The sequence below is a fragment of the Microcoleus sp. PH2017_24_DOB_U_A genome (assembly GCF_020738205.1).
In the GTDB taxonomy this organism is placed as follows: Bacteria; Cyanobacteriota; Cyanobacteriia; order Cyanobacteriales; family Microcoleaceae; genus Microcoleus.
On the sequence record NZ_JAEQCT010000045.1, the window covers coordinates 41181 to 55373 of the forward strand.

13 protein-coding genes are annotated in these 14193 nt (G+C 45.0%); 3 read left to right on the top strand and 10 right to left on the bottom strand.

All coding sequences use genetic code 11. The features are described from left to right. Positions 1–122 precede the first annotated feature (122 nt). From JGK07_RS13380 to JGK07_RS13390, 3 genes are all read right to left on the bottom strand, one after another. Complete coding sequence (locus JGK07_RS13380; RefSeq protein ID WP_293210558.1) at positions 123–3959, bottom strand: PAS domain S-box protein; 3837 nt, start codon at positions 3957–3959, stop codon at positions 123–125. 670 nt (positions 3960–4629) lie between these two features. Then, a complete protein-coding gene (locus tag JGK07_RS13385; protein ID WP_293175307.1) occupies positions 4630–6021 on the bottom strand; it encodes a malic enzyme-like NAD(P)-binding protein in 1392 nt (463 codons plus the stop codon). A 1146-nt stretch (positions 6022–7167) separates the two neighbouring features. Beyond that, the gene (locus JGK07_RS13390) at positions 7168–7563 is read right to left on the bottom strand and encodes a hypothetical protein (protein WP_293189446.1); all 396 of its coding nucleotides are present in this window, start codon (positions 7561–7563) and stop codon (positions 7168–7170) included. 347 nt (positions 7564–7910) lie between these two features. Here JGK07_RS13390 and argS point away from each other — a divergent pair, with 347 nt between their 5' ends. Further along, positions 7911–9668: an arginine--tRNA ligase gene (gene argS, locus JGK07_RS13395; protein WP_293223695.1), complete on the top strand. Its 1758-nt coding sequence runs from the start codon at positions 7911–7913 to the stop codon at positions 9666–9668. 22 nt (positions 9669–9690) lie between these two features. On the opposite strand, the gene JGK07_RS13400 is transcribed toward argS, so the two are convergent. From JGK07_RS13400 to JGK07_RS13430, 7 genes are all read right to left on the bottom strand, one after another. Continuing rightward, positions 9691–10089, bottom strand: a complete 399-nt coding sequence (locus tag JGK07_RS13400) for a type II toxin-antitoxin system RelE/ParE family toxin (protein ID WP_293175313.1) — start codon at positions 10087–10089, stop codon at positions 9691–9693. Further along, positions 10079–10576: a hypothetical protein gene (locus JGK07_RS13405; RefSeq protein WP_293189450.1), complete on the bottom strand. Its 498-nt coding sequence runs from the start codon at positions 10574–10576 to the stop codon at positions 10079–10081. The genes JGK07_RS13400 and JGK07_RS13405 overlap by 11 nt, the downstream gene beginning before the upstream one ends. Before the next feature lie 61 nt (positions 10577–10637). Further along, entirely contained in the window at positions 10638–11480 is an 843-nt protein-coding gene (locus JGK07_RS13410) for a YheC/YheD family protein (RefSeq protein WP_293216842.1), read from the bottom strand. Positions 11481–11651: 171 nt separating this feature from the next. Further along, on the bottom strand, positions 11652–12101 hold the full coding sequence (locus JGK07_RS13415) for a nucleic acid-binding protein (RefSeq protein WP_293216839.1): 450 nt from the start codon (positions 12099–12101) through the stop codon (positions 11652–11654). Further along, entirely contained in the window at positions 12098–12451 is a 354-nt protein-coding gene (locus JGK07_RS13420; RefSeq protein ID WP_293216836.1) for a hypothetical protein, read from the bottom strand. Before JGK07_RS13420 ends, JGK07_RS13415 begins: the two co-directional genes overlap by 4 nt. Before the next feature lie 80 nt (positions 12452–12531). Next, the gene (locus JGK07_RS13425; protein ID WP_293175325.1) at positions 12532–13221 is read right to left on the bottom strand and encodes an ImmA/IrrE family metallo-endopeptidase; all 690 of its coding nucleotides are present in this window, start codon (positions 13219–13221) and stop codon (positions 12532–12534) included. Between the two features lie 15 nt (positions 13222–13236). Beyond that, positions 13237–13560 (bottom strand): helix-turn-helix transcriptional regulator, encoded by a 324-nt coding sequence (locus JGK07_RS13430; RefSeq protein ID WP_190739559.1) that lies wholly within the window; start codon positions 13558–13560, stop codon positions 13237–13239. A 38-nt stretch (positions 13561–13598) separates the two neighbouring features. Here JGK07_RS13430 and JGK07_RS13435 point away from each other — a divergent pair, with 38 nt between their 5' ends. Together JGK07_RS13435 and JGK07_RS13440 are read left to right on the top strand one after the other, a co-directional pair. Next, positions 13599–13862, top strand: coding sequence for a hypothetical protein (locus JGK07_RS13435; RefSeq protein ID WP_293175327.1), 264 nt, complete (start codon positions 13599–13601; stop codon positions 13860–13862). Next, positions 13816–14082, top strand: coding sequence for a hypothetical protein (locus tag JGK07_RS13440; RefSeq protein WP_265234661.1), 267 nt, complete (start codon positions 13816–13818; stop codon positions 14080–14082). Before JGK07_RS13435 ends, JGK07_RS13440 begins: the two co-directional genes overlap by 47 nt. The last annotated feature ends 111 nt before the right edge of the window (positions 14083–14193 follow it).

The following is a 14193-nucleotide window of genomic DNA, read 5'->3' on the forward strand; positions in this document are numbered from 1 at the left end:
ACTACAAGAAAAAATGCTTCTTGCAAAACTGAGATGCTCCCATTTTCTGTGCTATTTGAATCCCTAACTGACGCACCCTACGAATAACCAATAACCAATAACCAATAACCAATAACCAATAACTAATTTCTTTTTTGCCGCAGCGGAATCTCGATCGCAAATTCGGAACCTTCTCCCAATACAGAATTGCAGGTCAGCTCGCCTCCGTGTTTTTCTACGACAATAGAGTGCGAAATCGCCAATCCTAAGCCTGTGCCTTTGCCGATGGGTTTTGTGGTGAAAAATGGGTCAAACAAGCGCCGTTTCACGTTTTCGCTCATCCCGGGGCCTGTGTCAGCTATCCGCATCATTACGCAGTTATTGTCGGTTACTTCGGTGCGAATTCTAATTGCTAAATCCTTCCCTTCCTTGCATTCTGGTTTATTTGTCTCCATTTCCAATGCGTCGATCGCATTGCTCAACAAATTCATAAATACTTGATTTAACTGACCGGGATAGCATTCAACTAAAGGCAAGTTACCATATTCTTTAATCAGATCGATTGGCGGGCGATCGGGTTTATTTTTGAGGCGGTTTTGCAAAATCATCAGCGTGCTTTCAATGCCATCGTGAATATCAACTTGTTTCATTTCGGCTTCGTCAAGTCTTGAGAAAGTCCGCAGGCTCAAAACTATGTCGCGGATGCGATCGGCTCCGACTTTCATTGATGTGACAATTTTTGGTAAATCTTCAACAATATAATCAATTTCAAAGGCTTCTCTGGCATTTAAAATTGCTACGCTAGGCTGGGGGTATTCACGATGGTAAAATTGCAGCATTTTTAGCAAGTTTTCAGTATATTCGCTGGTGTAGCTCAGATTGCCGTATATAAAATTAACTGGGTTATTGATTTCGTGGGCTACACCTGCGACTAACTGTCCCAAACTAGACATTTTTTCACTTTGAATTAATTGAGTTTGGGTTCGTTGGAGTTGGTGCAAAGTTTGTTCTAGCTGTTGAGTTTGATCTTGAGCTAATCGGGCTGCTGTGCGGGTTTGATCGTAGAGTTCGGCGTGGTCGATCGCGATCGCAATTTGAGCGATCACCGCTTGCATCAATTCGACTTCCGAATCGCTCCAATTTCGCGCCGACAGAGCCTGATAGCAGGTAATCGCGCCAATATCGCCGGCAGCAGTATGAATTGGCAGCGACAGCACTGATTTAACTTTTATTGCCTGGAAAGCTTGGCGCAATTCTACATTGTCAAAAGTGCTAACATCATCAATTCGCAGAATTTCTCGGCGCAAAATTTGCTCTACTCCTGCACTAGATGTGTTCTCTACAACATAAGTACCTAGGAAACTTGGCAAAGCTACATTTTTGGCTTCGCAAGTCACGTCCCAAACCGGAGGATTGCTGTTGGGACGGTACCAAGTGAAGATGCACCAATCTGGCTGCATGAGATTCTGAATTTCTTGAACGGCGGTTGCTAAAATTGTGTCTAAATCTAAAGAAATGCGGATTTGGTTGGCTATTTGATTGAGTAGTTGTTCTCTCTGAGCTTGCTGTCTGAGGGCTTGTTCCGATCGCACTAATGTTTCTTCTGCAAGGAAGCGATCGGTTAAATCTTGGACGACTGCTTGAATAACGCTTTCATTTCCAACTTCGATGACTGTCAGCACGACTTCTGCGGGAAAATTCGTACCGTCTAAACGCTGGTGAACCCAATCAAAACGGTGATTACCACATTCAAAGGCGATCGCCATCATCTCATTCGCCATGCTCAAAGAGTCTCTGCCGTTGGGTTGGAAAGGAGGCGACAATTCGCCTGGATTCTTGCCGACAAACTGCCCTTGGCTAGTGGCTCCAAATAGTTCTATGGTGGCGTTGTTGACATTGCGGATACCGTTTTCATCTAACATTAAAACAGCCAAGCTGGTTGATTCGTAAAGTAATCGAAATTTGGCTTCTGACTGCTGTAATGCGGCTTCTGTTTGCTTGCGATCGGTAATGTCGGCAACCATTGCCAAAGCGCCGATATAGCGCCCTTCTTTGTCTGGCAATGGATTAGTAGAAAGCATCGCCCACAACTCGCTCCCGTCTCGGCGCAGGAACTTAAAATCGTGCTGTTCGCGAATTCCTTGACTGCGGCGGTTGAGATTGGCTTGGGCGATCGCGATGCCTTCTGCATCCATGAAAGCAAATAGTGACTGCCCGATCGCATCCTCTGCGGTGCAGCCTAGCATATCAGCCATTTTTTGGTTAACAAAAGTAGTTTTACCCTCCGCATCGATCATCCAAATGCCTTCATCGGCTGTTTCGACAATGCAGCGATATTTTTCTTCGCTTTCTCTGAGGGCTTCTTCTGCTAATTGGCGAGCCGTAATGTTTTGAGTCATTAGCAATCCGCCGGTGATTTCTTGCCGTTCGTTTCTGACTGGCAAAGTATAAGCGAGGTAAATGCGATCGCCATAGGTAAATTCTGTAACAACTGTTTCTCCAGCCAGGGCCGCCAGATAATTTGGCTCGACAGCAGCGCAAAAATCCGGCTGGAATACTTCCCAGATTGTCTTGCCTTCCATTAACTCTTTAGAAAGCCCCACTCCTGCTAATTCTGTGCCTTCTACCAGGGTAAAGCGCATTTCGCGATCGAACAGCATCACCGCACTGTTGGGAATGTTGCTTGCCATAGTGCGGTAGAGCTGTTCGCTTTTTTGGAGGGCTGCTTCTGCTTGTTTGCGATCGCTAATGTCAATAACCAGTGCACCCATGCCGATCGCCTCACCGTCTTTGTCGAGTAGAGGAAAATAAGAAGCTGTCATGTGTCGCATAATCCCCGGATTTCTGGGATTCTCAGCGCTCATTTCCATGTTAATTAGAGGTTGCTTGGTTCTCAATATTTGTTCGTATAAAGGCTCTACCATTGGAGCGATTTCCGGCAATATTTCGCGTAAAGTCTTGCCAATGTGTTCAGCAGGACTCAGGCTATTTATTTCGGCTAGAAATTGATTAATTTGCACGTACCGAAGTTGGGAATCAAAAATGCAAAATCCTGCGGGTGCCTCCTGCAAAAAGGAATCAAATAGTGCTTGTCTCTGTGCTAATTCTTGTTCTATTTTTTTGCGATCGCTAATGTCTCTGATGCAGCCGACACTTCCAATAATTTCGCCACGAACGTCTTTTAACAGAGAAAGTGACAAGTGCGAGTAAAAATTTTCTCCAGACTTGCGCTGCATGGTAATCTCTAGATCCGACTCGCCTGTTTCTTCTAGCTGTTGAGCCACTAATATAGATAGTAATTCTCGCTGTTCTTGCAGATAAAGTAGAGCAATATTTTGACCGATTACTTCACTATTCTCATATCCGTAGAGTCTTTGAGCCTGTTTATTCCAACTGGTGATTGAGCCGCCAGCATCCGTGCAAATTACGGCTTCGCGAATTTGCTCTAAAATCTGATTTTGGAGTTGCAGTTGCGATTTTGCAAGTTCGAGTTCGGCGATTTTTTCTTGGAGTAGTTCGTGAGTTTTTGCCAACTCAGTATTCTGGTTTTCCAGCAATTTTTCTAGATGACAATTGCAGTGCGACGGCGCTGATTCCAGCAGCTCGCTATTTTCAGGCTCCCAATTAACAACTTGTTCAGCACTCAACCAAATCGCCCACTCTCCGTCTGTTTCAATTGCCCGCTCCGACACTCGCACGGGTACGAGATGGTTGTTTTTATGTTTGTATGCTGCTGCACACGTGCCCGCGCACCTATTTTTGGTTGGAATTTCTAGATACTTGTCTCTGGCAGTACACTGTGTTTGCACAATTTCCCAGTAGTTGAGGTTGAGAGTTTCTACAACTGTCCGACCAATAATATTCGCAAAAGCTGGATTTACGTCAAGAAAAGTCCCGTCCGTCCGGCACAATGCCAGCCCGAGCGGGGACGGTTCTAATAATTTGCTGTTGCTGCGCTCTTCTCCTAACTGGCTTTGCATCTGACCTAGCTGGGCTTGGGATAATTAATTATATCTTTATTATGTCGATTATCTGGTTTATTGGTGTGATTTTTATCACTCAGCAAAAAAGCAGGAAGAAGGAAGTTCGGCAACGGATTGTATAACGGATTTCATTCAGTTGACAGTTGACAGTTGACAGTTGACAGTTGACCGCTTGAGGGCAACTTCTACCTGGAAGTCCGAGGATTGGAGTAATGAATCGTCTGATTTTAATTTATCCCTAAAACGGAGAGGCTTTCAACCAATGATTTCTGGTAAGGGATAGATGTTGAGGTTCGGGGGCAGAAGGAAGAGGTTAAAGGTTCGAGGTTCGAGGGAAGTTCGGCAACTAGCAGTGTACGGAATTTAATGCCGATCCGCTGAGGGAGGAGAGAGGGACAAAGAGAGGATGGGGAAGAAAAAAGGAGTAAGAATGAACGGGAAGGAGGAAACGGAGAATGAGAATAAACCAGAAAAATCCCAAAACAAGAAGTACAAAACTGCGACAAAGACCATGAATTTATACATGGTATCTTCCCCCTTCCTTCTTCCCTCTTCCCTCTTTTCTCCCTCAACTGTCAACTATTCTCGACTGTCAACTGCTTTCCTGCTTTCGGAGTCAACTGTCAACTGTCAACTGTCAACTGTCAACTGTCAACTGTTCCTTCTGTTAATCGCGGGCGATACCTTCGGATCGGGCGGCCAACTGCACTGCACCGGCGACAGCAATGGCAACTCGCTCGTCAAAAACTGAGGGTATAATGTGTTCTTTGTCAAGCTGCGAAGGACTGACTAAAGAGGCGATCGCGTAAGCTGCACCTAGATACATACTGGTCGTAATCGTGCGAGCTTTGCAGTCCAAAGCACCTCGAAATATCCCCGGAAACGCCAAAACATTGTTAATTTGATTCGGGTAATCGCTGCGTCCGGTAGCAATAATCGCCGCATCCTCCATAATTAATTCTGGCTGAATTTCGGGAATGGGATTTGCCATGGCAAAAACGATCGGATTCTCGGCCATCGATCGCACCATCGATCGCGTGAGCACGCCAGGGGCGCTGACACCTAAAAATACATCCGCACCGGCGATCGCATCTTCCAAAGTACCGCTCGAAGCTACAGCAAATTCCAGTTTTTCTGGGTTCATATCCGTGCGATCTTTGGAAAGGACGCCTTTGGAGTCGCACATGATGATGTTTTCGGCACCTGCTTTCCGCAGCAAACGGGCGATCGCGACTCCGGCCGCACCGGCGCCGTTAATTACGATACACACTTCTGCCATTGTTTTTTTGACGAGTTTCAAGGCATTAATTAATGCTGCCAAACTAACAATCGCAGTTCCGTGTTGATCGTCGTGAAAAATCGGAATATTTAAGGTTTCCCGCAATCTTGCTTCAATTTCAAAGCAGCGAGGTGAAGAAATATCTTCGAGGTTAACACCACCAAAAACCGGGGCGATATTCTGCACTGTGCGAATAATTTCGTCAGTATCTTGGGTATTCAAACAGATAGGAAAGGCGTCAATTCCGGCAAATTCTTTAAATAGCATGGCTTTGCCTTCCATGACTGGCAGGGCGGCTTCGGGCCCCAGGTTTCCCAGTCCCAAAACTGCGCTACCGTCGGTAACAATGGCAACAGTATTTTGTTTGATTGTCAGGTTGTAAACTTGTTGGGGGTCATTGGCGATCGCGGTACAGATGCGAGCGACTCCTGGAGTGTAGGCCATTGCCAAATCTGACTGGCGTTTGAGGGAAATTTTGCTTTCTACGCTGATTTTACCGCCGCGGTGCAGGTTGAAAGTGCGATCGTACACGTCGATCACTTTGATATCCGCTAGCGCTTTCACTGCTTGGACTATTTCTTCGCTGTGCTCGGTGCTGTAAGCATCGACGGTGATATCGCGAACTGTAGTGGCGCGGGTTTGCTCGATCAAGTCGATTTGGCCGAAGTTGCCGCCCACAGAGCCGATCGCACTGGTGACGCTAGCGAGCATTCCCGGCTGGTTCGGCAGAGCAACGCGAATCGTTAAACTAAAGCTAGGGTTCGGTGTCAGTTTTACCATGATGGCTTGATTTTAGATTTGAGAATTGCAATCTTAGATTTTATCGCCAATGCTAGGCATAAAATTTAATAATTCAATTTTTCAACTTAAATTTTTAACAAATTCTATGAGCCTGGGATGCGATCGCACTATATATCCCCTTCAACAGTTGACAGTTGACAGTTGACAGTTGACAGTTTGAGATCGACCTCTACCTAGAAGTCCGAGTATTGAAGCAGTAAATAATTTTGTTTTATTTCCCCCTGCTTAAGGAGGAGGCTTTAAACCCATTCTTCTTGGTAAACTGCGTCAGTTTCTCTGTGTTTAAATTGTGTCAAAACTTGGGACTGATGGGGTGCATCTCACTTTTGAAGAGGGCGAAGCATGACCGCATATAAATTATTAGTTATCATCCCATATTTTCTGCGGTCATGCTTCGCCCCTACGGATGATGCACCCTACTAACTACTAACTATCTATTTTTTCCAATATTTCTGCTCGCTGCAAACTTAATGAATGTCAAGCAAAACTCTCTTTTGCAACGAGCAGTAAATGCACCTAATTCAACCTAAAATATCTCTTGTTAAAAAGCTTGCTGTGTATATCTTCTGCCCTCGAACCTCTTCCTTCTTTTGACGCGATCGCGTAGCCGAAGCAAGCCTTCTTCTCTCTTCCTTGACTTTTAAATCCGTTACATTCCGTACATTGCAAGTTCGGATGAACTTCCTTCTTCCTGATGACTGATGACTAAGACGGCGGGCCTGCACCATCCACCGCCCCTACCAACTAACTAACAGCTAACAACTGTCAACTGTCAACTGTCAACTGTCAACTGTCAACTGTTTGCTATCTTTTGAAGCGAGACACCGAGGAAAGTTAGTGCGGCTTTTTGGCGGCTTTGATTGGGGAGCTAAAAAGTAGATGCACGGCTGCTTGAGCCGGCAGGTAAAAATCAGATCGACTGATAAGCGGGCATGAAGGTATGTTAATTGTGCCTGCTTGTTGAACAATCTTTGATAGCGAGTGCAACCTTGCTTTCGATCGAATTACCTGCACGCTTTGCCCTGATGATTCCAGGGATTGTTACTAAGTAGGCAATGTCTCCCGCGCCGGTACTGGCACAGGTTCGGCGCAACACAGCAAGTTGCTGGTTGCTAAGTGTCAATTTTACCGATCGCTCGCAGCATCAGCACACATAATTGTAAAGAATTTGCAAGCGAGACAATCGGGGGGAACTTTTTCTAAGTTTTGCAGATCTACTTGTTCCTCGGCCTCGCTGCCGGGGGGAACGATGCACAGGGCAACTTGTCCGACTCCAGCCATGAGTTCGGCAACTCGCTCTAAAATGTTGTCCATTTTGCCAATTAGTTGCTCGGCTGCATCCAGACTCGGCGCGATAATGAAAAAGGTTTTGACTCCTTCGGGACAAGGGGCGAAACCGAGGGTACACTCTCGTAATAGTGCTTGAGTCGAAAGACTCAGAGGGTCATCGAAGCGATCGATTACAGCTTGATAAAAGGCTTGGGTCAGAGAACGATCGCCAAAAACAGGTTGAGATAACATAACTACTTCCTTCCGTAGAATTTTGGGGAGCATTAAAAAAATATTAACATACGTTAATGTAACTGATTTAAATAAATTATCTAGCGATCGCGATCGTTGACTAGATGTGATCTTTTTGGATTTGTGTAGCGATCGCAACTGTGATAAAATGTACTATGTGTTAATGCGGTCAGTGATTTCGACTGCACCAGCAGCTCAAACCTAAGCACACAAAATTTTATTGGGAATCGGGAAAGAGGGGGAGAGGGAAAGAGGGGGAGAGGGAAATTGCCTGAGTTGTAAGATTATTATTGACACAAAGTGCTTAATCTAGAGTTTAAAATAAGTATCCAATCAAAATATAAAAGATGAACTCGATCGCCCAACAGTTAAAAACAAGATTTGAAAAAGCCTTCACCTCCGCATTCGGCGAGAGTTATGCCGATACGGATCTGATGCTAGCGCCTGCGAATAATCCCAAGTTTGGGGATTTTCAGTGCAACGCGGCGATGAGTTTGGGCAAAAAGTTAGGCAAGCCACCGCGGGCGATCGCCTCTACAATCGTCGAAAACCTAGATATTGCCGACATCTGCGAAACTCCAGAAATCGCCGGCCCGGGTTTTATCAATTTGAAGCTGAAACCGGCTTATTTGGAAGCGCAGATAAGCGCGATCGCCGCCGACACCCGTTTGGGGATTTCACCGACTCAAACGCCTCAGAGAATCGCGATCGACTTTTCGAGCCCGAATATCGCCAAAGAAATGCACGTCGGCCATTTGCGATCGACAATCATCGGAGATGCGATCGCCCGCACCCTCGAATTTCAAGGCCACGACGTAATCAGAATCAACCACATCGGCGACTGGGGCACCCAATTCGGAATGCTAATCGCCTATTTGCGCGAAGTTCACCCCGAAGCTTTAACAACTGCTGACGCCCTAGACTTAGGCGATTTAGTTGCATTTTACCGCCAAGCAAAACAGCGCTTCGACGCAGACGAAATCTTCAAAGAAACCGCGAGACAAGAAGTCGTAAAACTGCAAGCCGGCGCCGAAGACACCAGACGCGCCTGGAAACTGCTGTGCGATCAATCCCGCCGCGAATTCCAAGTAATCTACGATTTGCTCGACATCAAATTAACCGAACGCGGCGAATCATTTTACAATCCATTATTGCCCGGAGTAGTCGAAGATTTAACCAATCTCGGTTTGCTAGTAGAAAGTGACGGCGCCAAATGCGTATTTGTAGACGGATTCACCAACAAAGAAGGCGAACCATTACCGCTAATCGTCCAAAAAACCGACGGCGGCTACAACTACGCCACAACAGACTTAGCTGCCATCCGCTACCGCATTCAAAACGACAAGGCAAAGCGCATAATTTACGTCACAGATTCCGGACAATCCAACCATTTCGCCCAAGTATTTGCAGTCGCCAGAAAAGCCAATTGGATTCCCGAAGATGTCGAGATTGTCCACATTCCCTTCGGTTTGGTATGCGGAGAAGATGGCAAAAGATTAAAAACTCGTTCTGGGGATGCAGTGCGGTTGCAAGATTTGCTCGATGAGGCGATCGTGCGAACCCGCGCAGATTTGGAAAAAAGATTAGCAGCAGAAGAAAGACAAGAAACAGAAGAGTTTATAGCCAACGTATCTCACGTAGTTGGTTTGAGCGCCGTTAAGTACGCCGATTTAAGTCAAAACCGGGCGAGCAACTATGTATTTAGTTACGACAAAATGCTCGCATTGCAAGGAAACACCGCACCTTATATGCTGTATGCTTACGTGCGCGTGCAGGGAATTCGTCGCAAAGGTGAGATTAATTTTGACAACTTAGATGCTAGTGCAAAAGTAATTTTGGAGTCGGATGCGGAGTTAGTTTTAGCCAAGCATTTATTGCAGTTGAATGAAGTTGTAAATGCTGTTGGCGGCGATTTGTTGCCGAATCGAATCTGTCAGTATTTGTTTGAATTAAGTCAAAAGTTCAATCAATTCTTTGAGCAATGTCCGGTGTTGAAAGCGGAGGAACCGTTACGGACTTCGCGGTTAATTTTGTGCGATTTGACGGCACGGACTTTGAAGTTAGGATTAGGATTGTTAGGGATTCAAGTGTTGGAGAGGATGTAATCTAAGGTTTGTAGTGAGGACTTTAGTCCTTATCTTGTATTTCTTCTGTCGTTTCTCCTGCGTCTTCAATCAACTCGTTAAATTCGCTGATAATTGCTAAAACTCGATCGGCGGCAATATCTGATTGTTCTGATTTTGAATAAATGGCAATCAAGATAACGATCGTCATTGTTTGAAGGTAGTAAATGAATCTATATCCACCGCTTTTTCCTTTTTGAACATCGCTGTTTTTAACACGCACCTTAAATATTTCGTAACCAATCCCAGGTATCGGAACTCCCAGCAACTCTCCAGCTTGCAGTTTTTCAATAATTGGCTGAACATCCGATCGGATATGGCGGTACTTTTTAGAAAGAGCGCGTAAGTCGCGTTGGAATTCTCGCGTGGGTATAATCTGCCTTAAAGGAGGATTATTCTGCATCAATTCCATCCCACAGTTCAGAAAGCGGTATAGTCTGCCCTGTCATTGCTTCGTACCATCCTTGGCGAAAACACTCTTCTGCTGACTTCAGCGGTTCCTTAGCAAGAGCAATTTCTTGTTTTGCGCGTTTGGCAGCCGCCACAAGTTGCGGTTGTGTTTTTTTGAAAGATTCTTCCCATTGAAGCTCATCTTTTAAGTCTGCGATATACTCTTTCAAGTATTCTGCTACTTGCTGCTGTAAATTTTCTGGCAGAGACTCCATCATCTCGATCGCTGCATCAATACCTTCCCACAGTTCCGATACAGGTCTAGTTTTTCCGGTCTTTATTTCCAGCCATGCTTGCCGAAAGCTCTCTTCTGGAGATGGGAGTGCTTCTTCGTCTTCGTTAGCAAGAAGGATGATGCGAACTCTGCGTCCAGCAAATTTTTCGGATAGGGCTACAATCTCTTCCCACGTACCCTCTACTTCTAATACTTGTCCTGTCATTATGTTTTCTTGTGTAATTGTTGGATTTAGTTAATTGTAGCGCATCTCTAAAATCGAACATTTACGGCTTTTGATTAATAGTCAAGCTCTCCAACATATCTTTAAACATCTTTACAGCAATCCGGCGATGATTATCTCTCACAAAAATCTCAAAATTAGGACTTGAATTAATTTCAATTAACCAATATTTCCCATTTGTATCTAGCGCAATATCAAACCCACCATAATTAATCCGAATCTCTTCAAAAACAGGGCGAACAAAATTTTCAATTTCCGAAATAATCTCTGAGTCGGTAATATGCTTAGCTTTTGCACCCTCCCAGTGCAGCGGGCTTAAATTCCCCGCAAATTTAGCGTCTGATTTATCTTTTTCATACAGCAAAACCAGCTTGTGATTGAAAAAAACCGCCCGATATTCGTGTCGGATATCAATGTACTCTTGAGCTAGACAAACATAGTCATAATCTTTGCTATTGACATTAAATACAATTTCAATCGCGGCTTGAACTTGCTCCTTCGTTTCACAAAGCAATACATTGTTTCCAGCCGAACCGCGATTTCTTTTCACAATCACGGGTAGAGAAAATGTTTTACTCACTTCGGCTGCAATTTCTGCACAATCTTTAAACTCTAAATATTTGTGATACTTTTCCTCGCAAAAAGGCGAGAGAAATCCTAGAGTTTGAGGAGTGTTAATCTTGCCTTTCAGTAAGTGATAGGTATATTCTTTGTCTTTAAATATGTGTACAATTTGCTCGTTGTTAAACGGCATACTGAAATTGACAAAGTAATAATCTTCACCGTTCAGGTTGATTCTCACTAAGTTTTGGTTGGGCGCGAGGATTTCATAACTGATATTTAACTCTTGACAAGCTTCGAGAACCAGACTGATATTTGTCTGCATAATTTGCACAGTATATTTGTTTATAACTTGCGCGCGCCGCTCCAGAAACCGGGTTTCTTCGATTATTTTTCGTCACTCAACGTAAAAATCGTAGAAACCCGGTTTCTAGCCACCATGTGTAATTCATGATTTTTTTCATTAATACTGTACCACAACAGGAAGCAAGGAGAATTACTGAATATTTGTCCACTCGCGAGCATCCACAAATCGCGACAAATGCCCGACATTTGTTGTAGCAATTACAACCGTTTCTCCACCTCCACGAAGCAGCAAAGCTTGAGCCGCTAAAATCACATCTCCATCAAGTTCTTTGGGGTCTGCTGTTGGCATTCCTGCTTGGCGCGATGTCGCCCACAACTCAGCCGCTTTGAGAATTACTGGCGTTGTTATCGGCAAATATTCCAGCCAGTTTAATTTGCATTCATTAAGTCGTCTGATACCTGCCAGCTTATTTGCTCGCAATAACTCGCGTCGCACTTCGTAATCTGCTATTTCAGGTAAAATCATCCTGTAGCCTTTTAATAGCAAAGATTCTACCCAAAGTTGGCACTCTACCGTCACGGGAGGCCCTTTGGGATTCGTTAATATTCCTAGAGGGCCAGAATCCAATAAAACTATCATGCTTGTTGCGTAAATAGCGGTCTATTAGACGAAAGTCGATCTTCATCTAATACTTTTTGCAAATATTCAAACGTTTCTGTTTGTTCCTCGGTGTCTCCTTCCTCTCGCCACTTTTGTAACCACTCTACTGCTGCTAAATTCCTCTGCATTTGTTCTTCCTTCGTCCTTAGCGGAACTAGGGGCAAGGTATTGCTATTAAAAGGATTTATCCATTGGCTTAAGCGCATATCGACAACTTCCGCAATTATCGATCGCAATTCTCCAACAGTCAAGTCTGCTACTCGTTTAGTTTCGAGAATTATTGATTGCAGTTCTTCAACTGTCAAGTCTGCTACTCGTTTGGTTTCCATTTTGCCACCTCATTGTGTGAAAATAATTTTAAAGATTTGAGAATCGATCGCACTTCTCAAATCTCAAATTCAATCAAATTCTACCCAAACAACCGCTGCTGACCGTTTGCTGCCTCTTTCCCGGCATAAATCTCGCGGGTTCCCTTGGGAATGTAAATCCAACCAAACTCTTGCAAGCGGTTGGTCAAATTGGAAATGCTCACTCCCAATTCATCTCTCATTTTGTATAAATGCGACCACTTTGTTAAATCCCGTCCCTGTCTTTTATCTTCCAAAATACATCGAGGCATTAACAAGCAACTTGCAAAATATTGGGCTTGCCATTCGATCGACAAAACCTTATTATCCGCACCCGCGCCCCGACACACAAACGGTTCCTCGACATCCTGGGCGGTTTTTTCTGTATCGCCCAGGTTGAGTTCCAACTGTTTCACAGTTCCGTCTGCTTCGTCTTGATTGACGTGCAGCACCCAGTGGCCGATTTCGTGGGCGATCGTCGATTCGATGAACCCCGGCGGTTTTTCGAGAATCAATTCGTTGATTTCGATTAACCGCTGCTGGGGTAAAATCCTGGCGGCGATCGCACCTTCCTCATCGGGCTCAATGCAGTCCCAGACTACGCCCAAATCCAGGAAATCAGCCACCGTTGTCGCTTCAAAAGGCCATTTCGGAGCAAAATTTTGCGTTTTCTGCATCTGCATCAGGATGTCCGAAGCCAAACGCTCGATCGATTCTTTGGGATAGAAGCAATACGGTTTAAAAATACTCACTGTGATAGGCCTCTGTTACGCTTCAAAAGATTGTTTGAGCCAATCTGGATTTTCTTGCATCCGCCGGAAAAGAGCCTGCATTTCCTTCGGATTCTGCTTCAGCAGCGCTTCGTACTGCTGAGGCAGTCTCCCCGCCAGAAAAATCAATTCCTCTTCGTTGATATCGAGATTCCGCGCTAATGCTCGGATTACCTCCTCTTTTGGCGCATAATCGGCGCGATCGTTCTCCAGCTTCGACAAATAAGTAAAATCCACACTTAACATACCCGCTAGCTCACGTTGTGAGTAAGCTTTGTCCTTGCGAGCTTGACGGATCAGTCTTCCAAATGTTTGTTCCACGGTTTTTCGCCTCCTGACAGGCATTCTAGCCTGTTTTGATGAAAAGTTCAACAAAATACTTGACGGGAAAATCAACACAGGCTACCATAGGTTTAGTTGACGGTTTAATCAACCAACTTAACCGCACAGGTATGGTTGAGGGTGCAAAATATCCCAGACAAAACACTAGATATAGCACCATTAACTTTAGAGGAGCGATCGGCGCTGGGCGTCAAAACGCTTGTACGCAGCAAATTAAGGAGGAACAGATAGCAAATGCTGAGAACCTGGACAGACACGCATTACAAGCTCGAAGACGATGACTGGCTATACATCGCCACCCACGAAGAACAAAGCTCGGCCTCACTGGTTTGTCCGGGCTACGCACGGGATGGCGAAGGCTTCAGCATCCACTTCACCCCAGCGCACTTAGAAACGTTAGAGCATTTGCTCACCGCGCTGCGAATTATTCAAGCTCAACAAGAGGCGATGCTTGAATACACATATCCAGAACCAAAAGCGACAACACATCTTATTCGGTAATCGGAAGGGGAGAGGGGGAGAGTGGGAGAGGGGGAGAGGGGGAGAGTGGGAGAATTAGCCAATTACCAATTACCAATTACCAATTACCAATTACCAATTACCAATTCCCCA

Coding starts and splice junctions, on each gene's coding strand:
- JGK07_RS13400 (WP_293175313.1), bottom strand. CDS start 10,089: ATGCAGAATAATCCTCCTTTAAGGCAGATTATACCCACGCGAGAATTC.
- JGK07_RS13435 (WP_293175327.1), top strand. CDS start 13,599: ATGAAAAGTTCAACAAAATACTTGACGGGAAAATCAACACAGGCTACC.
- JGK07_RS13410 (WP_293216842.1), bottom strand. CDS start 11,480: ATGCAGACAAATATCAGTCTGGTTCTCGAAGCTTGTCAAGAGTTAAAT.
- JGK07_RS13440 (WP_265234661.1), top strand. CDS start 13,816: ATGCTGAGAACCTGGACAGACACGCATTACAAGCTCGAAGACGATGAC.
- JGK07_RS13415 (WP_293216839.1), bottom strand. CDS start 12,101: ATGATAGTTTTATTGGATTCTGGCCCTCTAGGAATATTAACGAATCCC.
- JGK07_RS13390 (WP_293189446.1), bottom strand. CDS start 7,563: ATGTTATCTCAACCTGTTTTTGGCGATCGTTCTCTGACCCAAGCCTTT.
- JGK07_RS13405 (WP_293189450.1), bottom strand. CDS start 10,576: ATGACAGGACAAGTATTAGAAGTAGAGGGTACGTGGGAAGAGATTGTA.
- argS (WP_293223695.1), top strand. CDS start 7,911: ATGAACTCGATCGCCCAACAGTTAAAAACAAGATTTGAAAAAGCCTTC.
- JGK07_RS13385 (WP_293175307.1), bottom strand. CDS start 6,021: ATGGTAAAACTGACACCGAACCCTAGCTTTAGTTTAACGATTCGCGTT.
- JGK07_RS13420 (WP_293216836.1), bottom strand. CDS start 12,451: ATGGAAACCAAACGAGTAGCAGACTTGACAGTTGAAGAACTGCAATCA.
- JGK07_RS13380 (WP_293210558.1), bottom strand. CDS start 3,959: ATGCAAAGCCAGTTAGGAGAAGAGCGCAGCAACAGCAAATTATTAGAA.